General features: G+C 61.1%; 16 protein-coding genes. 8 read left to right on the top strand and 8 right to left on the bottom strand.

Features of this window, described 5'->3' with window-relative positions; genetic code table 11:
- Positions 1-118: 118 nt before the first annotated feature.
- The 7 genes from OOZ52_RS11830 (at position 119) to alaS (ending at position 11,506) form a co-directional block, all read left to right on the top strand.
- A complete protein-coding gene (locus OOZ52_RS11830) occupies positions 119-697 on the top strand; it encodes a DUF2062 domain-containing protein (protein WP_274698732.1) in 579 nt (192 codons plus the stop codon).
- Between the two features lie 61 nt (positions 698-758).
- Positions 759-3,224 carry a response regulator gene (locus OOZ52_RS11825; protein WP_274698731.1) on the top strand — a complete coding sequence of 822 codons (2,466 nt, stop codon included), beginning with the start codon at positions 759-761 and terminating at the stop codon, positions 3,222-3,224.
- 151 nt (positions 3,225-3,375) lie between these two features.
- Positions 3,376-4,866 carry a DUF4139 domain-containing protein gene (locus tag OOZ52_RS11820; protein WP_274698730.1) on the top strand — a complete coding sequence of 497 codons (1,491 nt, stop codon included), beginning with the start codon at positions 3,376-3,378 and terminating at the stop codon, positions 4,864-4,866.
- Positions 4,867-4,877: 11 nt separating this feature from the next.
- Positions 4,878-6,509, top strand: a complete 1,632-nt coding sequence (locus OOZ52_RS11815) for a DUF4139 domain-containing protein (protein ID WP_274698729.1) — start codon at positions 4,878-4,880, stop codon at positions 6,507-6,509.
- Between the two features lie 157 nt (positions 6,510-6,666).
- The gene (gene recA, locus OOZ52_RS11810) at positions 6,667-7,734 is read left to right on the top strand and encodes a recombinase RecA (protein ID WP_274698728.1); all 1,068 of its coding nucleotides are present in this window, start codon (positions 6,667-6,669) and stop codon (positions 7,732-7,734) included.
- 192 nt (positions 7,735-7,926) lie between these two features.
- Positions 7,927-8,745, top strand: a complete 819-nt coding sequence (locus OOZ52_RS11805) for a class I SAM-dependent methyltransferase (RefSeq protein WP_274698727.1) — start codon at positions 7,927-7,929, stop codon at positions 8,743-8,745.
- 103 nt (positions 8,746-8,848) lie between these two features.
- Entirely contained in the window at positions 8,849-11,506 is a 2,658-nt protein-coding gene (gene alaS / locus OOZ52_RS11800; RefSeq protein ID WP_274698726.1) for an alanine--tRNA ligase, read from the top strand.
- Here alaS and OOZ52_RS11795 read toward each other — a convergent pair.
- Entirely contained in the window at positions 11,503-13,269 is a 1,767-nt protein-coding gene (locus tag OOZ52_RS11795) for a cation:proton antiporter domain-containing protein (RefSeq protein ID WP_274698725.1), read from the bottom strand. The genes alaS and OOZ52_RS11795 overlap by 4 nt on opposite strands.
- Positions 13,270-13,498: 229 nt before the next feature.
- On the opposite strand from OOZ52_RS11795, the gene putP reads away from it, so the two are divergent.
- Positions 13,499-14,977 carry a sodium/proline symporter PutP gene (gene putP / locus OOZ52_RS11790; RefSeq protein ID WP_274698724.1) on the top strand — a complete coding sequence of 493 codons (1,479 nt, stop codon included), beginning with the start codon at positions 13,499-13,501 and terminating at the stop codon, positions 14,975-14,977.
- Positions 14,978-14,999: 22 nt separating this feature from the next.
- Here the strand turns inward: putP and OOZ52_RS11785 are convergent, their stop codons facing one another.
- The 7 genes from OOZ52_RS11785 to OOZ52_RS11755 form a co-directional block, all read right to left on the bottom strand.
- A complete protein-coding gene (locus OOZ52_RS11785; RefSeq protein ID WP_274698723.1) occupies positions 15,000-15,299 on the bottom strand; it encodes a GIY-YIG nuclease family protein in 300 nt (99 codons plus the stop codon).
- 47 nt (positions 15,300-15,346) lie between these two features.
- On the bottom strand, positions 15,347-16,951 hold the full coding sequence (locus tag OOZ52_RS11780; protein WP_274698722.1) for a bifunctional GNAT family N-acetyltransferase/carbon-nitrogen hydrolase family protein: 1,605 nt from the start codon (positions 16,949-16,951) through the stop codon (positions 15,347-15,349).
- Between the two features lie 77 nt (positions 16,952-17,028).
- Positions 17,029-18,255, bottom strand: coding sequence for an NADP-dependent isocitrate dehydrogenase (locus tag OOZ52_RS11775; protein WP_274698721.1), 1,227 nt, complete (start codon positions 18,253-18,255; stop codon positions 17,029-17,031).
- Between the two features lie 61 nt (positions 18,256-18,316).
- Entirely contained in the window at positions 18,317-19,417 is a 1,101-nt protein-coding gene (locus OOZ52_RS11770) for an NAD(P)/FAD-dependent oxidoreductase (protein ID WP_274698720.1), read from the bottom strand.
- Positions 19,396-20,082, bottom strand: a complete 687-nt coding sequence (locus tag OOZ52_RS11765) for a methyltransferase domain-containing protein (RefSeq protein WP_274698719.1) — start codon at positions 20,080-20,082, stop codon at positions 19,396-19,398. Before OOZ52_RS11765 ends, OOZ52_RS11770 begins: the two co-directional genes overlap by 22 nt.
- On the bottom strand, positions 20,075-21,142 hold the full coding sequence (locus OOZ52_RS11760; protein ID WP_274698718.1) for a type III polyketide synthase: 1,068 nt from the start codon (positions 21,140-21,142) through the stop codon (positions 20,075-20,077). The genes OOZ52_RS11765 and OOZ52_RS11760 overlap by 8 nt, the downstream gene beginning before the upstream one ends.
- 33 nt (positions 21,143-21,175) lie before the next feature.
- Positions 21,176-22,027, bottom strand: coding sequence for an NAD(P)H-dependent flavin oxidoreductase (locus OOZ52_RS11755; protein ID WP_274698717.1), 852 nt, complete (start codon positions 22,025-22,027; stop codon positions 21,176-21,178).
- Positions 22,028-22,058 lie beyond the last annotated feature (31 nt).

The following is a 22,058-nucleotide window of genomic DNA, read 5'->3' as shown; positions in this document are numbered from 1 at the left end:
ACGCGCGTTGGCAGGATCGCGAAAATTTCGTGCCTGCCGTTAAGCGACGGTTGTTAACTACTCGTCTATCACCACCTTACGTTAAAGCGCGAAAGGTGTAGAGGCGCTCGCAGGAATCATGGTTAAGCGTGCAATCAACTGGCTGGCGGCGCACATGCCGAAAATGCCCGAGCGGGACGAAATGGCCCGCAACAAATGGCTTGCGCCCATTGCACACCGCTTCCTGCGTTCCGAATTATGGCGCTTTACAAGGCGTTCCGTCCCGCGCGGTGCGGCACTTGGCCTTTTTGCTGCTTTCATCATTCCGGTCGGACAGATCTTTCTTGCCGCATTCCTTGCGCTTCCGGCGCGGGCCAACGTACCCGTTGCTGCGGTGATCACCTTCGTGACCAATCCCTTCACCGTGCCGTTCTGGCTGGTGGTGGCGAACAAGGTCGGCAAGTTTACGCTGAAGGTTGATCCGGCAACGATGGAAACGGCGAAGGCTGCACTTGAGGATGGCTGGTGGGTGCAGTTCGGCTGGTGGCTGCAGACCGCAGGTGTCACAGCGTTCGGGTTTGTGGTCTTGTCGGTCGTTTCCGCCGCTTTGGGGTACTTGCTCTCCAGCTTTTTCTGGCGCTTTGTGGTGGCCCGGAAATGGGAACGTCGGTCGGGTAACCGCAAATTCATGCGCGCGCAGTCCACAAACACGCAGTAAAGGTCTGAAAGCGCGATGAGCGGCGTTGCGGCAGCGGGATACCGCCCCTAAACTCTTGCCCATGAATCTCGCGGAAATGCAGAAATCCCGGCGTTTGGTAGACGGACTGGCCGTGGCGGCCGCCGTACTGGCCAGCGTCACGCTTGTGCAGTTCGCGACCGAAAGCCTGACAGCAACGCTGGCCTACGCGGGCGGTCTGGTGGTGCTGGGGCTAGTCGCCTTTGTGGGTGGCCGCATCCAGGCGCATCGCCCGGCGACGACGGAGAGCGAGACGATCGACTGGTCTGTCACGGTTGCCGCGGTGGAGCAGCCCGATCTTGCCATTGCCATTACAGATCGCGCCAACCGGCTGGTCTGTGCCAATTCGGCTTTTGAACTGTGGTTCGATTCCAGCAATGGTCCGCCTAACATTCCGGTGGATGGCAGCAGTGCGGACAAGCTCAACAAGCTGGCCCGCGCAGCATGGCGGGACGGGAAGGGCGAAGCCGTAACCGTCGCCGATGAAGGCAACAGCTGGACTGCGACCGCCACCCGCGCGGGGCGTAGCGATGACTACCTGATCTGGCGCTTTGCTCCGGTCGTGCGGACCGAGCCGATCGCCGCGATTGGCAAGCACATCACCGGCCTGTTCGGCAAATTGCTGGGCGCTGCAGGAATCTCGGTCGCGCTGGTCTCTCCCGATGGCACGGTGCGCGCGGGGAATCCGGCGCTGGCGCGGCGCGCGTTTGGAGACGAGAATGCACGCATGGCGGGACAGGAATTTGTCCAGTTGCTCCGCTCCGACGAGCGCGAGCGGATATATTTTGCGCGCGAAGGCAAGAAGGGATCGCCGCAAACGCTGGTGCAGGTGCCGCTGGCCGACCCCGATCTCGTCGCGAGCGAAAAGGTGCCTGGAAAGACTGCTGCGGAATCGCCCTCGCTGATGCTTCTGATTGATGCGGGTATAGGCCTTGGCGGTTGGGGGGCAGAGGCCAAGGGCGGCCAGGCGGCGCAGTTGCAGGCGCTGCTTGAACAATTGCCGCTGGGCCTCGCAACGACCGACCGTGACGGGCATTTCCTCTTCGCCAACCCCGCTTTCCGCCGTGCTGCGGGCATCGGCAATGGCGACCTGCCACCCTATCCGAGCGACATCGTTGTGGCGCGGGACAAGACAGCGATGTCTGATGCGGTGCGTCGCCACGGGCAGGGGCCGGCGTCTAGCGGCGACATTGCCATTCGGCTGCGCAACGAGCCGGACGAGCCTGTTAGCATGGGCCTTGCCGCTGTGCGCGGCCTTGGGGAGGCGGCGGTGCTGCTCAGCCTTGCCGATACGACCGAGGAAGTGCGGCTCAAGCGGCAGGTAGCGCAGGCGACCAAGATGCAGGCCGTTGGCCAGCTCGCTGGCGGGGTCGCGCATGACTTTAACAATGTGCTCACCGCGATCATCGGCTATTGCGACCTCATGCTGCTGCGGCACACGCCGGGCGATAGCGACTACGACGATATCCAGCAGATCAAGGCGAATTCCAACCGCGCCGCCAGCCTGACGCGGCAATTGCTCGCCTTCAGCCGCCAGCAGACCTTGCAGCCCGAAATCATCCAGCTACCCGATATCCTCTCCGAAGTGAGCCAGCTTCTGAAGCGGCTGCTCGGCGCGAAGATTACTCTCAAGGTGCGGCATGACCGGAACCTCGGCGCAGTGCGCGCCGATCCGCGCCAGCTCGAGCAGGTGATTATCAACCTGGCGGTGAACGCGCGCGACGCGATCCAGTCCCACGGTGGCGGGGAAGGGGCGGCCGGGACGCTCGCCTTCGCCACGCGCCGGGTGGAGGCGAAGGATATCCGCCGCATGGGCAGCGAGATCATCCCGGCGGGCGACTACACGGTTCTGATCGCGGAAGACGATGGCGGCGGCATTCCGCAGGAAATCATCGGCAAGCTCTTCGAGCCGTTCTTCACCACTAAGGAGCAGGGCAAGGGGACCGGCCTCGGCCTCTCTACCGTTTACGGCATTGTGAAACAGTCGGGCGGCTTCATCTTTGCCAGCAATGCCAAGGCGCCGGACGGCAGCATCAAGGGCGCGCGTTTCACCATCTATCTGCCGGTCCACCACGTGACCGAGGAAGACCTCAAGAAAGAGGAAATTGCGGAAGAGGCGCGTGACTGGTCGGGCGGCGGCACGATCCTGCTGGTTGAGGATGAGGACATGGTCCGTGCGGTGGCAGAACGTGCGCTGGCACGGCAAGGCTACACTATCGTTACCGCAAGCGACGGGGATGAAGGTCTCGAAGAATTCCTCGCCGATGAAGGCAAGTTCGACCTGGTCGTCACCGATGTGGTGATGCCGAGCATGGATGGCCCGGCGATGGCGAAGGAAGTCCGCAAGCGTCGCCCGCGTCTGCCGATCCTGTTCATGTCTGGCTATGCCGAAGAACAGCTGCGCAGCGAGATCGATATCGAGAACATGCACTTCATCGCCAAGCCGTTCAGTGTGAAGCAGATCGGCGAGATGGTCGGCGGCGTGCTGCGCAAAAATACGCGCAAGTAACAGGAGCATATCCCTGAAATCGCTGAATTCCTGAATAAACAGCGTGAATCGGTTGCGCTGCGATCAGCACCGGCGCATGCTCCATTCAGCCGAAATACAGGTGAGGATACTTTATATCCTGGGCCTTATCGATTGGGGAGGGACTTCCATCATGATCACGCGTCTTCTGGCAACCACACTGCTTGCCACCGCCGCCATCGCCTTGCCGGCCAGCAGCCCCGCAGTGGCGCAGCAGGATCCCACCGGAGAGACTGCGCAGGGCGATGTCTCGGTCACCATTTACCAGAACAACCAGGCGCTAGTGCAGGATATCCGCGACCTGAATATCAGTCGCGGCACCAGCCGGATCGAGTTCCCCGATGTCTCTGCAATGATCCGCCCGCAAACGCTCAGCTTCAACGCGGCGGGCACCTCCATCGTCGAACAGAATTTCGATTTCGATCTGCTTACCCCGCAAAAGCTGATGGAAAAGGCGGTGGGCTCAACCGTAACGCTCGTCCGCACCAACCCTGCTACTGGCGCCGAAGTTCGCGAGCGCGCCGAAGTCCTCTCGGTGGTTGGCGGCGTCGTCGTGCGGATCGGCAACCGGATTGAGGTGCTGCGCGATGACGGCCTGCCCGTGCGCGTCGTGTTCGATGGCGTGCCCGAGAACCTTCGCGCGCGGCCGACATTGTCCGTCACACTGCAAAGCTCGCAAAGCGGTACGCGCCCAGCGCAGATCCGCTACCTTACCCCGGGCCTTGGCTGGAGCTCTGACTATGTCGCGCTTTACAACGAGGTCGACGGTACCGTCGATATGCAGGGCTGGGTGACGCTAACCAACAACACCGGCACCACCTTCCACGATGCCAATACCCTGCTTGTCGCGGGTAACCCTACCGGTGGCAACGGCGGTCCGCGCCGCGACATGGTTCGCCCCGGCACCGAAACTGCAGATCGTGAGCAGCTGGGTGACTTCTACCTCTACCCGATCGAAGGCCGCACCACGATCGCCAACGCGCAGACCAAGCAGGTGAGTTTCCTTGATGTCCAAGGGGTGCCAGCCCGCCGCGTCTATTCCATCAGCAGCAACTGGCTGCAGAGCGACCGCGATTTCCGCCCGGCGAGCTCTGCGATCAGTTTCAGCTCGAGCAGTGACGGCGGGCTGGGTGACGCGCTGCCCGCAGGCACGGTGCGTTTTTACCAGCGCGATAGCCAGGGCAATCCGCAATTCATCGGCGAGAACGGCATCGGCCACACCCCGATGGGTAGTACGCTTTCGCTGCGGACCGGCGATGCCTTTGATGTGTTCATGCAGGCCGAAGTGGAGGACCGCGAGGTCATCACCGCCGCCGAGTATGAGCGCAGCGCGCGTTACCGCGTTTACGAGGATGGTGAGCTGACCCGCACGATCGAGGTTGATCGCAGCGTCGACTATTACCGCACCACCATGCGCTACACCTTCACCAATGCGAAGGATGAGCCGGTGACGGTCGAGATGATGCAGGGCGGACTGGACCGTGGCTGGTGGGGCCGTGATTTCCGCGTCATTTCCGAGGACGTCGAAGGCGAACAGATCAACTACGGCAACCGTCTTTATCGTGTGACGGTGCCTGCTAACAGCGAGCGGGTCGTGCGCGTCACTTACGAGTCGCGCTGGTAAGGGGCGGGGCCGTGCGCCGCACCTCTTTGCTTCTGAGCGCAGCCGCATTTCTGGCGGCTTCACCTGCCCATGCGCAGGATCGCGCGGTAGTGGAGGCATCGGAGCCGACCGATCTTGCTGTCACCGTCTATCGCGACCCCAATCGCCAGCCCTGGCAGGAACTGAACCGCTTCAACCCGCGCGGCTTCGCCATGATCAGCGAAACGCGCACGGTGACTCTGCCGCCCGGTGAATCGACCATCCGTTTCGATGGCGTGTCTGAAGGCATGGTGGCGGTCAGCGCCATCGTTACCGGGCTTCCCGGCGGTACGATCGAGAAAAATCGCAATGCCGAACTGCTGAGCCCCGGCGCATTGGTCGATGGAACGCTGGGCAACCGCGTCACCATCACCCGCACCAATCCCGCGACCGGACAGCCGGAGAGCGAAGACGCTATTGTCCGGACCCGCGCCGACGGCGGTCTCGTGCTGCAAACCGAAGACGGGTACGAGGCCGTGCGCTGTTCGGGGTTGCCCGAGCGGCTGACTTTCGACCGGGTACCCGGCGGCCTGTCAGCCAATCCGGTTTTCACCATCGATACGGCAAGCGACACGGGAGGCACATACACCGTCACCCTTTCTTACCTTTCGTGGGGTTTCGACTGGCAAGCCAACTATGTCACCAGCGTGCACGAAGGTGGCGATAGTGATGATCTGCGCTTCGACATGACGAGCTGGCTCACCATCCTCAATGACAACGGGCAGAGCTTCGCCAATGCCGAAGTTATGGCCGTGGCCGGGCGGCTGAATGTGGTGAGCAATTTCCGTCAGCTCGCTTCACCGCCGAGAGCGGAGCCGCTGCGCCTGACCTGCTGGCCGCGCGGGAGCACGGCAACAGGGTCTCCGGTGCCCGATTTCAACCAGTATGGGGAAAGCGAAGAGTCGGACGCCATCGTTGTCACCGGCTCACGCATTGCGCGTGATGCGGCGATGGAAATGGCCGCTCCAATTGCTCCGGCTCCACCACCTCCTCCGCCGGTTGTGGCGGGCGAAGAGAACCTCGGCGATCTCAAGCTCTACCGCATTCCCGTGCGCATGGATGTGAATGCGCAAGGGTTGAAGCAGGTCATGTTCCTGCAGGAAGACAATATCGAGGGCGAGCTCGCTTATGAAACCCAGTGCTTTCCCTGGAATGCGCAGCCCGCTCCGCGTCCGGCAAGCATGCTCATCGAAACGGTGAATGACGAGGACAGCGGCCTCGGCGTTGCCCTGCCATCGGGGCAGGTGAGCGTGTTCGAGCAATCTGCGCTTGGTGAATTCTGGATTCGCGATGTGAACCTGCGTGACTATGCGCGCGGGCAGGATGTTGAGTTGCCGCTGGGCAGTAGCAATCAGGTGTTCGCCACCTGCACCTGGGGCGCGGATCGGTCAGTCAATGACTGGCGGACAAGCTGGACGGCGATGCAGCTGGAATTGACCAACGCCAATGCAGAGCCGGTGATGGTACGCGTGCAGACAAGCTCGCCGCTGCAGTTCGAGATTCGCGGTGTGCGGTCGGAGATTCGCGATGGCCTGGAAACATTCGAAATTCGCGTTCCTGCCAATGGCCGCCGCGTTCTCGAATGGGAGACCCGGCCACCTCAGGCAGACGACGAAAAGAGCTGAGAGGCGCGGATTTCTGCCGTTTTCCGGGTTTCTCCAGAAAAATTGTGTTCCACTCTTGTTCTCTTAGAACAAAATGGGTACAAGCTGTCTCAAGAGCAACAGCAGAGGCGGTTGAAAAGACTGTAACCACCTCTGGCGAACTGACGGAGGCCATGTCATGGCAAGTGCGAACCTGAAACTCGTTGAGAAGGAATCCAAAGTGGACCGTCAGAAGGCGCTAGATGCCGCCCTCGCGCAGATTGATCGCGCATTCGGCAAGGGCTCGGCCATGAAGCTGGGCAGTAAAGAGGCGATGGAGGTGGAGGCGATCTCTACCGGCTCGCTCGGCCTTGATATTGCGCTAGGCATCGGTGGCCTGCCCAAGGGCCGCGTGATCGAAGTCTACGGCCCGGAAAGCTCGGGTAAGACGACGCTTGCACTGCACTGCATTGCAGAGGCGCAGAAGGCTGGCGGTACCGCCGCTTTCGTCGATGCCGAGCACGCGCTCGATCCGGTTTACGCCAAGAAGCTGGGCGTTGATATCGATGAACTGGTTGTCTCGCAGCCCGATACGGGTGAGCAGGCGCTCGAAATCACCGATACGCTGGTGCGCTCCAACGCGATTGACGTGCTGGTGGTGGACTCGGTTGCTGCGCTGGTGCCGCGCGCTGAAATCGAAGGCGAGATGGGTGACAGCCATGTCGGTCTGCAGGCCCGTCTGATGTCACAGTCGCTGCGCAAGCTGACCGGCTCGATCAACCGTTCCAAGTGCATGGTGATCTTCATCAACCAGCTGCGCATGAAGATCGGTGTGATGTACGGTAATCCCGAAACGACGACGGGCGGTAACGCGCTCAAGTTCTACGCTTCGGTCCGCCTCGACATTCGCCGCACCGGCCAGATCAAGGATCGTGACGAGGTGATCGGCAACTCGACCCGCGTGAAAGTGGTGAAGAACAAGGTTGCACCGCCGTTCAAGCAGGTCGAATTCGATATCATGTACGGTGAAGGTATTTCGAAGATCGGCGAGATTCTCGATCTCGGCGTGAAGGCCGATCTGGTCGAGAAGTCCGGCTCCTGGTTCAGCTACGATAGCGTACGCATCGGCCAGGGTCGTGAGAACGCCAAGACCTTCCTGAAAGAGAATCCAGAGATGTGCGCCAAGTTGGAAGCCGCAATTCGCGGCCGCACCGACGAGGTCGCCGAGGAGATGATGACGGGTCCGGACGCGGAATCCGAAGACTGATCCTCAAGAAGGCGGGCGGGAGAAACATTTCTCCTCAGGACACTGTAACAGGTGTAACAGGTTAGCCCGACCTTGCGAAACCGGAGCCGGCAAAGGCGGACCTCCATCCGCCAATGCCGGCTTCTTCGCGCGTGCTGTCCTACAGGTGCAAAGCCTGCTAGCGCACACGAAACGAATGAGACGAGCAGGTGAATGGCCGAGAAGAGTGAATGGCAAGGCACAGTGGGTGAAAGCTGGGCCGACGAATACCGCCGGACAGATCGCAGTTTCACTCTGTTGACCGAGCACCTGCTCGCGCAGACCCGCCAGTTCAGCTTCAAGAACGTGCTCGATATCGGTTGTGGTGCCGGTGAACTGTCGTTAGCCGTTGCAAGGGGCCGGCCGGACGTGGCCGTCACCGGCGTGGACGTGTCACCTGATTTGGTCGCGGTCGCGCGGGAGCGCGGATCCGGTCTGGCCAATTGTTCCTTCGAGCTGGCCGATGCGGCTGATTGGCAAGGCGATGGTTCGCCGGAGCTCCTCATCTCCCGCCACGGCGTCATGTTCTTCGATGATCCTCCAGCCGCCTTCGGGCATTTGGCAGATCAGTCTAGCGATGAGGCTGCAATCCTCTTCTCGTGCTTCCGCTCACTGGAAGAGAATCCGTTCTTCACCGAAGTCATCCGCCAGCTTCCCGAATTGCCGGACAAAGGCGATCCACGCGCACCAGGTCCCTTCGCCTTTGCCGATGCCGACTATGTGCGTTCGATCCTAGCGAAAGCAGGTTGGCAAGATGTGGGATGCGAACCCTTCGATTTCCCCATGATCGCTGGAGTAGGTGAGGATCCGGTCGCGGAAGCCATCGCCTATTTCAAACGCATCGGTCCGGCCGCGAGGGCCGCACGAGACATGGATACGCTCGCCCGCGACCGTTTCTTCGGACGTATCCGGGCAATGGCTGAGCGGAACATGCACGAAGGAGTCGTGTCGCTTCCCGCCGCAGCATGGATTGTCACCGCAAGAAAGGCGTAGTTGGTGCACTCTTGCCGCATAGACGCGATCATCGGCAATTCCGCGCACTGTAAGTGGTTCAATCCGCTTGTCGCAGCGGCCTCCAGCGCCTAACTCGCTTGCCATGCATTCGACCAACGATATCCGCCGCGCCTTTCTCGACTACTTTGCAGGTCATGACCATCAGGTCGTGCCCTCGGCTCCGCTCGTTCCGTACAATGATCCGAGCCTCATGTTCGTCAATGCGGGTATGGTGCCATTCAAGAACGTGTTCACTGGCGTGGAAACTCCTCCTGCATCGCGCGCTGCCAGCAGCCAGAAGTGCGTGCGCGCCGGTGGCAAGCACAACGATCTCGACAATGTCGGCTATACCGCTCGTCATCTCACCTTCTTCGAGATGCTCGGCAACTTCAGCTTTGGCGACTACTTCAAGGAACGTGCTATCGAGCTCGCCTGGGGAATGGTCACCAAAGAGCTGGGCCTTGCCAAGGATCGCTTGACCGTCACCGTTTATCACACTGACGATGAAGCATATGGCTTGTGGCAGAAGATCGCCGGTCTTCCTGATGATCGTATCATCCGGATCGCGACGAAGGACAACTTCTGGGCAATGGGTTCAGACGGCCCCTGTGGCCCTTGCTCGGAGATATTCTGGGATCATGGTCCCGAGGTAGCCGGAGGCCCTCCCGGCTCGCCGGATGAAGACGGTGATCGCTTCGTCGAGATCTGGAACCTTGTCTTCATGCAGCACCTGCAGTCGGCGGACGAGATTACGGGCGACCTTCCTCGCCCCAGTATCGATACCGGCATGGGGCTGGAACGTATCTCCACCGTCATGCAGGGCGTGCACAATGTGTTTGAGACCGACACATTCCGCACGATCATCGATGCCGGTGAGGAGCTGCTCAAGGCCACAGCAACAGAGGATACGATTGCCAGCCATCGTGTGATTGCCGATCACCTGCGCTCAACAAGCTTCTTGATCGCCGACGGCGTACTGCCGTCCAACGAAGGCCGTGGATACGTGCTGCGCCGGATCATGCGCCGAGCCATGCGGCATGCGCATCTCCTCGGGGCAGACAAGCCCTTGATGCACCGCCTCGTCCCGACACTGGTGAGCGAGATGGGGCAGGCCTATCCGGACCTTGGTCGTGCGCAGCCCTTGATCACCGAAGTGCTAGAGCGGGAGGAAACGCGTTTCCGCCAGACATTGGAGAAGGGTCTCCGCCTGCTCGACGAGGAAAGCGGTGATCTGGGCGAGGGCGATAGCCTGCCCGGCGAAACCGCTTTCAAGCTCTACGACACCTATGGTTTCCCCTACGATCTGACCGAAGACGCGCTGCGCAACCGCGGTATCGGCGTCGACAAGGCTGGCTTCGATGCCGCAATGGAACAGCAAAAAGCTGCTGCCCGCGCAGCATGGAAGGGCTCTGGCGCGGCTGCGGATGACGAATTGTGGTTTGACATTGCCGAGCGTGAAGGTGCGACCGAGTTCACCGGATACAGCTCGACCGAGGGTGAAGGCCGGGTCGTCGCACTGATCGTGGACGGCAAGGAAGTGCAGTCCGCCGATAGCGGGCAAGAGGTCACCGTGCTGACCAACCAGACGCCGTTCTACGGAGAAAGTGGTGGCCAGATGGGCGATACGGGTACGATCACGGGCGATCATCGTCTTGAGATAGCTATCAGCGATACTACAAAGCCGCTTGGACGGTTGCACGCCCATCAGGGCAAGATCACCGCGGGCAAGATTGCGGTTGGTGATACCGTGCATCTGAAGATCGACGTTGCGCGCCGCGATGCTGTGCGCGCGAACCACTCGGCTACGCACCTTGTTCATGCCGCCTTGCGCAATCACCTGGGCGATCACGTGACGCAGAAGGGCTCACTGGTGGCGGAGGATCGACTGCGGTTTGACTTCTCGCACCCCAAGCCGCTCGCAGCATCCGAAATGGCGGTAATCGAAGCCGAGGTGAATGCGGAGATCCGTTCAAACGATGAGGTCGTCACGCGCTTGATGAGCCCCGATGATGCGATCGAGGCCGGGGCGATGGCATTGTTCGGAGAGAAGTACGGCGAGGAAGTGCGCGTGCTTTCCATCGGCTCGGGCGACTGGAATGGTAGCGGTAAGACCTACTCGGTCGAGCTGTGCGGAGGAACGCATGTTCGTGCAACGGGCGATATCGGATTGTTCCGGATTGTCAGCGAGAGCGCGGTGTCGTCAGGCGTGCGCCGCATTGAAGCGCTGACCGGTGAGGCGGCTCGCAAGTGGGTTGTGGGTCGCGAGGAAGCACTGAAGTCTGTTGCAGCAACGCTAAAGACCGCTCCGGATGAGGTTGAAGAGCGTGTGGCTGCCTTGGTGGACGAGCGCAAGAAGCTCGAGCGCGAATTGGCCGAAGCGAAGAAGCAGCTTGCCCTTGGCGGAGGCGGCGGAGCTTCCGCTGTAGCCGACGAAGCCGTGGGTGGCGTGACCTTCAGCGGGCAGGTGCTCGACGGGATGAACCCCAAGGAGCTTCGCGGTCTGCTGGATGATGCCAAGAACCGCATGGGCTCCGGTGTTGCGGCGATTGTGGCGGTCAATGATGGGAAGGCCGCAGTTGCGGTTGGCGTAACAGACGACCTTACAGACAAGGTCAGCGCGGTTGATCTGGTTCGCGCGGGCGTCGAAGCCGTTGGCGGCAAAGGCGGCGGCGGTCGGCCTGACATGGCACAGGGCGGTGGCCCTGATGGCGACAAGGGTGCAGCAGCAATCGCAGCCATCAAAGGCGTGCTGGCCGGTTAGTTCTCGGCAGTACTAGTGCGCAGTTTGGGCTTGGTCTCAAGTGCGCCATCTTCCTGAATACGCTCGCGAAACTCGTCGCGCTTTTCGTGGATGCTGGCAATCACCGGTCCCATCGGCACGCCGATGTCGACCAGTGCCGCTTCGGATAGCTGCAGCGAGCTTTCGAGTGTTTCCGGGACCGCTGTACTCGCGCCGCTGCGATAGAGTTCTGCCGCGTGGAAGCTGTCGCGCGCGCGGGCGATGATCGGCAATTCCGGATGAGCATTGCGCAGTTTGCGCACCATACGCTGGGCGAGAATGTGCTCGTCCATGGTCAAGATGACGGCTGGAGCTGTGTCGATGCCAAGGCTGTCGAGCGCATCTTCGCGAAGTGCGTTGCCGAACACCGCATAGTACCCGTCGCGCCGTGCACGTTCGATCAGGTCGGGGTCGGAATCGATGGCCACGTAGGCGACATCGTGCCGCTTTAGCATCTGGGCGACGAGCCGACCAACCCGGCCGAGGCCGACGATCACGACGCGGGGTGCATCCCTTTCCCCTTCATCCAGTTCGTCCAGCGTAGGCGCTGGTTCCGCGCGCCTTGCGACCGACTTGCCGAGCGATGCCAGAAGCGGCGTGATGGTGAGGCCGATGGCAGTGACAATCTGCCAGAACTGCGCGGTTTCCAGCGACACGAGCATCGCGCTGGTCGCGGCCGCCATCACGATCAGGGTCGTTTCGGAAGGGCTCGCCATCAGGATGCCCGTCTCGATCGCGGTTGCCTTGCGTGCGCCCATAAGGCGCAGCAACACGCCAGTCACCACTGCCTTAAGCGTCAGCACGCCCACTACAGCCGCAGCAATCGCCCAGAGGTTGTCCCAGATCATCATGATGTCGATGCCCATGCCGACAGTGATGAGGAACACACCCAGCGCCAGGCCCTTGAACGGGTTCATAATGCCTTCGACCTCGGTGTGATACTCGGTCTCTGCGATCAGCAGACCTGCAATCAGTGCTCCGACGATAGGTGACAGGCCGACAAGTGCGGTTGCAAGGCTGGCGCCAATCACGACCAGCATGGATGCGGCGAGGAACAGCTCCGGGCTCTTGGTGCGCGCGGCTTGTGCGAACAGGTGCGGAAGCAGGAACCGGCCGGCTATCATCATCACCGCAACCACCAGTGCGCCCTTCCATAGCGTGTCGAGCAGCCCGCTCCAGCCGTCTCCGGTTGCATTGGGGGCCAATGCGCCGAGGAGGAAGATGATCGGCACAATCATGATGTCTTCGAACAGCAGCATCGAGAGCGAGGCGCGGCCTACGGGTGTGTTGGTGCCTGATATCGGCAGCACGAGTGCAGTAGAGGAGAAGGCGAGGGCTAGGCCCAATGCCAGTGCACCCGTCCACGGCTGCCCAAGAGCGTAGAGAGCGCCAGCCAACAGCGCGCCGATCACGAGGATCTCCAGTGCGCCCAGGCCGAATACCAGCTTTCGCAGCTGCCACAGGCGGTTGAAGCTGAGCTCCAACCCGATGGTGAACAGCAACAGGATGATGCCGAATTCGGCGAAGAGTGAGAGGCTTTCCGCGTCCGAGATCGTCACGTGGGAGAGCCACGGCATCTCGTCCACCAGCTTACCCAGGCCAAACGGCCCGACGAGCAGTCCAACCAGGATGAACCCGATGATCGGCGTAACTCGGAAGCGTGCGAACAGCGGAATGACGATCCCCGTCGCACCGAGGATCACCAGCGCGTTCGACATCATGGGCGAGATTTCAGCGTGATGCATGTGCGTTCCTATGACAGAGCTTGGGGCACAGCCGCAACGTCCAAATGCCGGTTAGCCGCATCCGCATGCAGGCAACCTGTTACACCTGTTACAGTGTCCTGAAGGAGATTTTCCGCGGGGTAAATCGGGGCGCTCAACATCATTTCCGAGTCCGAGTACATCGGCACCGTGTAGGAAAGCCCGCTCCAACCCCTAGCCATCACAGCCTCAACCGCTATGCATGGCACCCATGCAGACAGCCACGATTATCGCGCTCGCCCTCTATTTCATCCTTATGATCGGCATCGGCCTCTACGCGTGGAAGCGTTCGACCGACGATAGCGAGGGGTATCTGCTTGGCGGTCGCAACCTTTCGCCCGCTGTGGCCGCACTGTCTGCAGGTGCGAGCGACATGTCCGGCTGGTTGCTGCTTGGTCTGCCAGGCGCACTTTACCTAAGCGGCTTGGTTGAAGCATGGATCGGGATCGGCCTATTCATCGGCGCAGTGGTCAACTGGATCGTTGTGGCCCCGCGCCTGCGCGAGCAGACCGTGCAATACGGCAACGCGCTCACCATCCCGCAATTCCTTGCCAACCGCTTCCCTGATCAGGCTGTCGCTCTGCGCGTGGTGTCGGCGATTATCATCGTTGTGTTCTTCGCGGTCTATTCCGCAGCGGGTCTCGTCGGGGGCGGACTGCTGTTCGAAAGCACTTTCTTCCAAGGCGAGATCATGGGGATGAGCCCCTACATGGCGGGCGTCCTGATAACCGCGCTGGTGGTGCTCGCCTATACAATGGTGGGCGGCTTCCTCGCTGTGAGCCTGACCGACTTCGTGCAGGGCCTGATCATGGTCACCGCGCTGGTGGTGATGCCATTGGTCGTGCTGTTCGGCGATGGCGCGGCAGAAAGCGCTGCGGCGCTGCGCGAAATCGACCCGGGATTCCTGAGTCTGGCAAGCGACATGAGCGTGATTGCGTTCCTTAGTCTGATTGCATGGGGCCTCGGTTATTTCGGGCAGCCGCATATCATCGTGCGCTTCATGGCGATCCGCGAAGGCGGAGTGAAAGCCGCGCGCAATATTGGCCTCGCATGGATGCTGGTCGCGCTGATTGGCGCAGTGGGCGTAGGCGTGCTGGGCCGCGCGCATGTCGAGCTGAACGGGCTGGAGCTGGAGAATTCGGAGACGATTTTCATCCTGCTCGCCAACACGCTGTTCCACCCGTTCGTGACCGGCTTCCTTCTGGCTGCGTTGCTGGCAGCGATCATGTCGACGATTTCGAGCCAGCTGTTGGTCTCCTCCAGCTCACTCACCGAAGACTTCTACCGCCTGTTCCTGAAGAAAGACGCGACTGAGCGCGAAGCCGTGACCGTCGGCCGCATCAGCACCGCGCTGGTGGCGGTGGCCGCCATCGTGATCGCGAGCAATCCGGACAGTGGGGTTCTGTCGCTGGTCTCGAACGCATGGGCAGGCTTTGGTGCGGCATTCGGCCCGCTGATCATTTTGTCGCTCACGTGGAAGCGCATGACCGGCGCAGGCGCTGTGGCGGGACTTGTGACGGGTGCTGGCGTGGTGATGGCGTGGATCGCGCTAGAGTGGAACAGCAGTTTCCTCGGCGGTGAGGGCGTCTACGAGATCATTCCGGGCTTTGTTGCGGCTTGGCTGGCGATTTGGGTGGTGAGCTTGGTGACGGCGAAGGGAGCTCATCCATCTGCGTCACCCCGGACTTGATCCGGGGCTGGTGATTTCTTCTTCAAATTAGCTGATCGTAAAGGTCGTTCCAGTCAGGATTGGCCTTCTCGATCAAATCAAATTTCCAACTGCGACGCCAACGCTTCACTCGCTTCTCGTGTGCCACAGCCATGTCGATCGGTTCGATAAAATCCGTCCACACGAGGCGGGTGAGGCCGCGCCGCGCGCAGTAGTCGGAACCTTGTCCGGAGCGATGCAAGGCGACGCGATTAGCCAAATTGCTGGTCACGCCCACATAGAGAGCACCTCGATGGCGGTTGGTCATGATATAGACCCAGCCGCCATGTGTCTCCGCATCCATCTGATTATTTGAAAGAAGCACCGCAGCCCGGGGTGACGTGAAAGGGTTTAACCCCCACCCGGCCCGTGCTGGTGCATCGGCGGAGGGCCGCTGAGTTCGCCGCCGCTTTCGCCCGAACCCTTTTGCTCCCACTCAATGCGATAGAGATCGAACCTCCTGTCCGCGAGGTTCCGCACTGTGCCCTCAGCGCGTGCCCAGGCTAGGTCAGCCAAGTTCACATCGCTGATCGTCAGCGTCTCGACATTCTCGGTTGCCTCGGCGGCGATACCGTCACGGGCGAAGGGGAAGTCGCATGGGGTGAGGATGCAGCTTTGGGCGTACTGGATGTCCATGTTGGCGACGTTGGGCAGGTTGCCGACATTGCCGCTCATCACGACGTAGCACTGGTTCTCGATGGCCCGCGCGGCCGAGCAATAGCGCACGCGCATATAGCCCTGGCGGCTGTCGGTGCAGAACGGCACGAAGATGATGCGCGCGCCTTCATCTGTCAGGCGGCGGGCCAGTTCGGGGAATTCGCTGTCGTAGCAGATGAGCACGCCGATGGGGCCGCAGTCGGTTTGGATAACGTCCACCGCATCGCCGCCGCGGATGTTCCACCAGTATGCCTCGTTCGGGGTGGGGTGGATCTTCTCCTGCTCGTGAATCGATCCATCGCGCAGGCACACCATCGCGACATTGTGGATGTCACCATCATCCATGCGTGTCGGGTGCGATCCGCCGATGATGTTGATGTTATATTTGAGCGCCATTTCGGAAAGCGCCTCGCGGATGCGCGGAGTGTATTCGGAAAGGCGTTCGATGCTTTCGAGCGGGGAGAGTTCTTCTTCCTCTGCGCTTAGCAGCATCAGCGTGAACAGTTCGGGAAACAAGATGAAGTCTGCTTCGTAATCTGCTGCAACATCTACAAAATATCGCACCTGTCCGATAAATTCGTCAAAGTCCTTCACCGCGCGCGCCTGCAGCTGGCAGGTGGCAACGCGGACGTTCTCGACACCGCGCGGAACGCGGGCCTGCGGGCTCGCTTCCTGATCGACCCACGGGTTGCGCCAGACCATGTGCACGGCATTGCCGCGGCTTTTCTTGTCTTCGGGCAGGTACTTGTTGAGCACGCCAATCGGTTCGAATCCGTTGGCGAGCTGGAAGCGCAGGACGGGGTCGTGGATCTTCCCGGCGATGACCTGCTCGAGGTATTCTTCCGGCGTCTTCACCCGGCGGCGTGAGCGCAGGAAATTCGGCATACGTCCGCCAAAGACGATGCCTTTCAGTTCGAGCTGTTCGGCGAGGAAACGGCGTTCCTCATAAAGACGGCGACCAAGCCGCGTCCCGCGGACCTTGGGATCAACGACCATTTCATAGCCGTAGAGCCAGTCACCGTTGGGATCGTGGCGGCTGCCGTAGCCGTTCCCGGTAATCTCGTCCCATGTATGCGGGCGCAAAGCCTTGTCGCCGCCGATGCGCATGGTGGCGCAGTAGCCGACGAGCTTGTCATCGAGAATCGCGACAAAGCAGCCTTCGGGATAGTTGTTCAGCTGCCCGCGAATTTCGCCCTGCGTGTAGGGCGCGAAGTCCTCGTAAACGCGCTTCGCCAGCGCAGCGATGCGGCGGATGTCGCCGGTTTCGGCCTGACGGACTTCGAGACGTGCTTTGGTCATAAAACGAAAAAACCCCCGTTACGCCAGACTAATGGCGCACCGGGGGTTTCGTTTCCAGTACGTTGGAATTTGCTGGCTTAGCCGAGGCCCTGTTCGGACATCTTGGCTTCGAGGCCTTCAACGATGGCTTCGAAGAACTGCTCGGTCGTCATCCAGCTCTGGCTCGGGCCGATGAGGAGCGCGAGGTCCTTCGTCATCTTGCCGCTTTCGACGCATTCGATGCAGACGCGCTCAAGCGTCTCGGCGAAGGCCACAACATCAGGCGTGTTGTCGAAGCGGCCACGATACATCAGGCCGCGCGTCCACGCGAAGATGGAGGCAATCGGGTTGGTCGAAGTTGCCTTGCCCTGCTGGTGCTGGCGATAGTGACGGGTCACGGTGCCGTGCGCAGCTTCCGCTTCCACGGTCTTGCCATCCGGCGTCATCAGAACCGAAGTCATTAGGCCGAGCGAGCCGAAGCCCTGTGCGACGATGTCCGACTGTACGTCGCCGTCGTAGTTCTTGCAGGCCCAGACGAACTTGCCGTTCCACTTGAGCGCGGCGGCGACCATGTCGTCGATCAGGCGGTGTTCGTAGTGGATGCCTGCTTCTTCGAACTTGTCGGCGAATTCCGCGTCGAAGATCTCCTGGAACAGATCTTTGAAACGGCCATCGTACTTCTTGAGGATGGTGTTCTTGGTCGAGAGGTACACCGGCCAGCCACGGTCGAGGCCGTAGTTGAAGCTGGCGCGCGCGAAGTCGCGGATGCTCTCATCAAGGTTGTACATGCCCATGGCGATGCCGGGCTTTTCGAATTCGAACACGTCGAGGTCGATGTTCTGGCCGTCGGCACCTTCGAAAACGAGGCGCAGTTTGCCAGCGCCCGGGATCAGCGTGTCGGTAGCGCGATACTGGTCACCGAAAGCGTGGCGGCCCACAACGATAGGATCGGTCCAGCCGGGAACGAGGCGCGGCACGTTGTCGATCACGATTGGCTCGCGGAAAACCACGCCGCCAAGGATGTTGCGGATCGTACCATTGGGCGAACGCCACATGTGCTTGAGGTTGAACTCTTCCACACGGGCTTCGTCGGGCGTGATGGTGGCGCACTTTACGCCGACGCCGTGTTCCTTGATCGCATTGGCGGCGTCGATAGTAATCTGGTCGTCGGTTTCGTCACGCTTTTCGACCGATAGATCGTAATACTTCAGGTCAATATCGAGGTACGGCAGGATCAGACGCTCGCGGATCCACTGCCAGATGATTTTCGTCATTTCGTCGCCATCGATTTCAACGACGGGGTTCTTGACCTGAATTTTCGCCATGGGGTTTTCCCTGTTCTCTCAACCAGAATGTGTGTGAAGTTGGCCGCCTGTTAGCAGACCCCTATGGCCGTGCAAGTGGAGTCGAAGGCGGAATGCGCGCCCAGTCGGCGAAATTGGCGATAATTCCCGGTGCCAGACGGGCGAGTGTGAGGGCAATGCGTGCGCCGATAGGGTGTTCAGCCGTGTGCCACATGACCGAGGCGAGGCAGACAGGACGCTGTGCGCGCTTGGCGAACTGACGCTGGAACGCCGACGCGTCCACGCCGTGCACAAAGGCTTCGGCTGCCGCCACGCCGCTGGCCACGGCTATGGAATTGCCCTCACCGGCGAGCGAGGGGATAACCGCTGCCTGATCGCCCAAGCGATACAGGTCCTCACGCGTTTCGTGGCAGATATAACCATAAGGGACGGAGCCGATGGCATCGATTTTGGTCCCTTTCCAATCGCTGCCAAGGCGCTGCGCAAGGACGGGGCTTTGCTCTGCCAGCTGCCCGAACAACTGCACGGGTGAGCCACCGGCTGTCGTGAGCGCCGGCTTGCGCACCGCGAGACACACATTGGCCGATCCATGCTCCTGCAGGACAATCCCGACGTAGCAGCCCTTAAACAGGTGCAGCTCAATGACGCCGCCTAAAAGGGCGTCCCGCTCAGGCGAGCTTGGCAGCCGCAATCGCAATCCCGCCGTCGTATCCTTCGCGTTGCGCGGGCGTCCGGCCCTAGGCACATCATGCTTGCCCGCCGCGAGGAACAGCGCGGGCGCATCGTAATTGTCGCGACGGCCCTTGGCGCGATTCTTGTCGAAGCCCCGAATGCTGTCGAAGAGGATCTCTGCGCCCTGTGCCAGTGCAACGCGGCGCATTTCGGTGTCCAGCGCGTGGCGGCTGAGGCCGAATGCCTGCTGGGGAAGGTCAAGCTCTGCCGTGAGGCCCGCAGCGAAAAGGCGCAGCTTGTTCACGCGGTGTGCACCCAGTTTCGCCAAGTCCACACCCAATACGCCAAGTTGCTCGGCGGTGCGCCAACTCAGGAAGCCTCCACACAGAGGATCGCCGACCTCCTGATGGTGCTCGATCAGCGTGCAGTCCGCGCCAAGCTGTCGCAAGGCAATCGCCGCCGCACAGCCTGCGGGGCCGGCACCGATGATCAGCGGATGCGCGAAACGCATAGGCGGAAGGGGAATACGCGTTGGACCTCGGCACCCGTTACTCCCGCTTCAGTTAGAAGTGCCTGCCATTCATCCGGGCGGTAAGATCGGGCGATGGAAGTGCGGCCATCGGCGCGGACAATGGGATGCCAGCGGGCGAGGGTGGCCAGTACCGGATAGCCTGCATGACTCAGCGCATGGCGGTTCAGGTCGTTGATGAACCAGCCCGCCCGTGCCTCGGCCTCCATGAAGCGCAGGAAGAGCACCAGCTCGTCATGGCTCATATGGTGCGCGACCAGACTGGAGATCACGACATCCCAACGATTGTCTATCAGGTCCGCATAGTCGCCGGTGCGATAGGTGATGGGCAGATCGCGCGGTGTTGCCGCCTTGGCCGCCGCTTCGCTGCGCGGATTGAGGTCGACACCAACCAGCTCTGCCTCGATCCCACGCGCCTTGGCCCATTTGGCAATTTCGCGCAGCATATCACCTTGGCCATAACCCACATCGAGCAGCTTGAAGCTTTTCCGGTTCCCGACAGCACGCTCAAGGAATTGCAGGGTAGGGCGGTAAGCCATGGTCACACGATTGACCTTAGCCAGATCGGCCAGCACTTCGTGGTAGGTCTCTTCCGGCAGGTTCGGATCGTCCATCAATTCTTCGGTTTCGAGACGCTTCTCAAGCATCGGCGCTCTCCCAGCCAAAACGAACGCCTTCCATCGCCAGCCCCGGCCCGAAGGCCAGCGCGATACCGTTTGCCGGTTTCTGTTCCATCAGACGCTGGAGCACAAACAGCACGGTGGCAGAGGACATGTTGCCACAATCATTGAGAACGCTGCGTGATGCCGAGAGTGCATCTGCCGGCAATGCCAGTCCTCGCTCCACCGCATCCAATACCGATCGACCGCCGGGGTGGACCGCCCAGGCCTGTGGAGGTGCATCTCCATTAATGGTCTGCTGCAGGTCCGGATCGTCCAGCGCATCAGCCAGCCGCCCGGGCACTGCGCCCGACAGGTGCATGGCAAACCCCGTATCGCCCACGGTCCATGTGATGAGCTCCTCACTCTCTTCCAGAGCGGCGGAAATGCCTTCACCCAACGCCAGCCCTTCGCCATTGGCGCTCACCAGAACGGCGGCGGCGCCGTCGGAAAATTGCCCCATGGCCAGCAGGCTTTCGAGATCGTCTGTCGCTTGCAAGTGCAATGAGCAGAGTTCGACAGAGACCGCTAACACCTTTGCGTCGGGCTGTGATCGCACGATATGCGCCGCCGTGCGGAGCAGAGTGACCCCCGCATAACAGCCCATGAAGCCGATGCTGACACGCTCGACATTGGCCGCAAGGCCCAGCTTGCGCGAGATCACCTGATCGAGTCCGGGGGCCATGAAGCCGGTGCAGCTTGCCACCACCAGATGCGTCACGCCGTCGAGCGAAGGCAGCCGCGATATCGCTTCCAGCGCAAGGCCGGGCGCAGCTTCGGCATAGCGGGCCATCCGCGCCGCGGTGCCGGGCTGTTCATCACCCATGTAGAAACTGCCGAAATCCATCGCTGCATCTGCGCCTGTGAGTACCGAATAACGGTGCGCGATGCCGCCGCGCTGCTCCATCCGCGCAAAGATCGCTGCGCTGCGCTTGTCCAGCTGCCTTTCTGCCCATGCGGTGTAACGCGCATGCACATCGCAAAGGGGCACCGCAGTGCCGATCGCGTTGATGCGGGGGGAAACGCAAATGCGGTGGCTATCGCTCATCGCAACGGCCACCGCATTGGAATGTGGGATAAATTACCCGCAGATATTGGCTTTGGCAGCGTCATACTCGGCAATCAGTTGCTCACAGATGGCCTTGGCTGGCAAGCTCTCCTTCGTCGCGCCGACGCCATGGCCGGCAGACCAGATGGTCTTCCACGCCTTGGCTTCTTCGTTGAGCGACATTTCACCCGGCGCATGCTCGATGCTGGCCGCTTCAAGGCTGGGGGTGAGGAAGTTTGCACCAACGCCTGTGACCTTGTCGGTGTAGGTGATGTCCTGCGCACTGCATTCCATCATCATGTCCTTCTGACCCTGCACTGCCATGCTTTCCTGCGCGGCGATGAAGTGGCTGCCGATATAGCCGAAGTCCGCCCCCATAGCTTCTGCGGCGAGGACATGGCCGCCGTGGGTCATACAACCCGAAAGGGCGATTGCGCCGTCGTAGAACTCGCGGATTTCGCTGACGAGTGCGAAGGGGCTGAAGGTTCCGGCGTGGCCACCGGCACCGGCTGCCACGGCGATGATGCCATCGACACCCGCTTCCACGGCCTTTTCGGCGTGGCGACGTTTGATCACGTCGTGAAACACGATGCCGCCATAGGAATGCACCGCATTCACCAGATCGGGCACCGCGCCAAGCGATGTGATGATCAGCGGCACCTTGTGCTTCACGCACAATTCCAGATCGGCTTGTACGCGCGGGTTGGACGGGTGGACGATCAGGTTGACGCCATAGGGTGCGTCATCATCGCCTAGCCTGTCCTGTATTTCCTTCAGCCAGTCCTCGAAACCTTCGCTGGTGCGCTGGTTGAGGGCGGGGAAGGTCCCGGCGATACCGGCCTTGCAGCTCTCCACCACGAGATCGGGGCCGGAGCACAGGAACATCGGTGCCGCAATTGCGGGAATGCGACACCGC

The sequence above is a fragment of the Aurantiacibacter sp. D1-12 genome (genome assembly GCF_028858515.1).
GTDB lineage: Bacteria > Pseudomonadota > Alphaproteobacteria > Sphingomonadales > Sphingomonadaceae > Alteraurantiacibacter.
The sequence above is the reverse complement of the archived record's forward strand: the minus strand, read 5'-3'. Positions and strand labels throughout refer to the sequence as shown.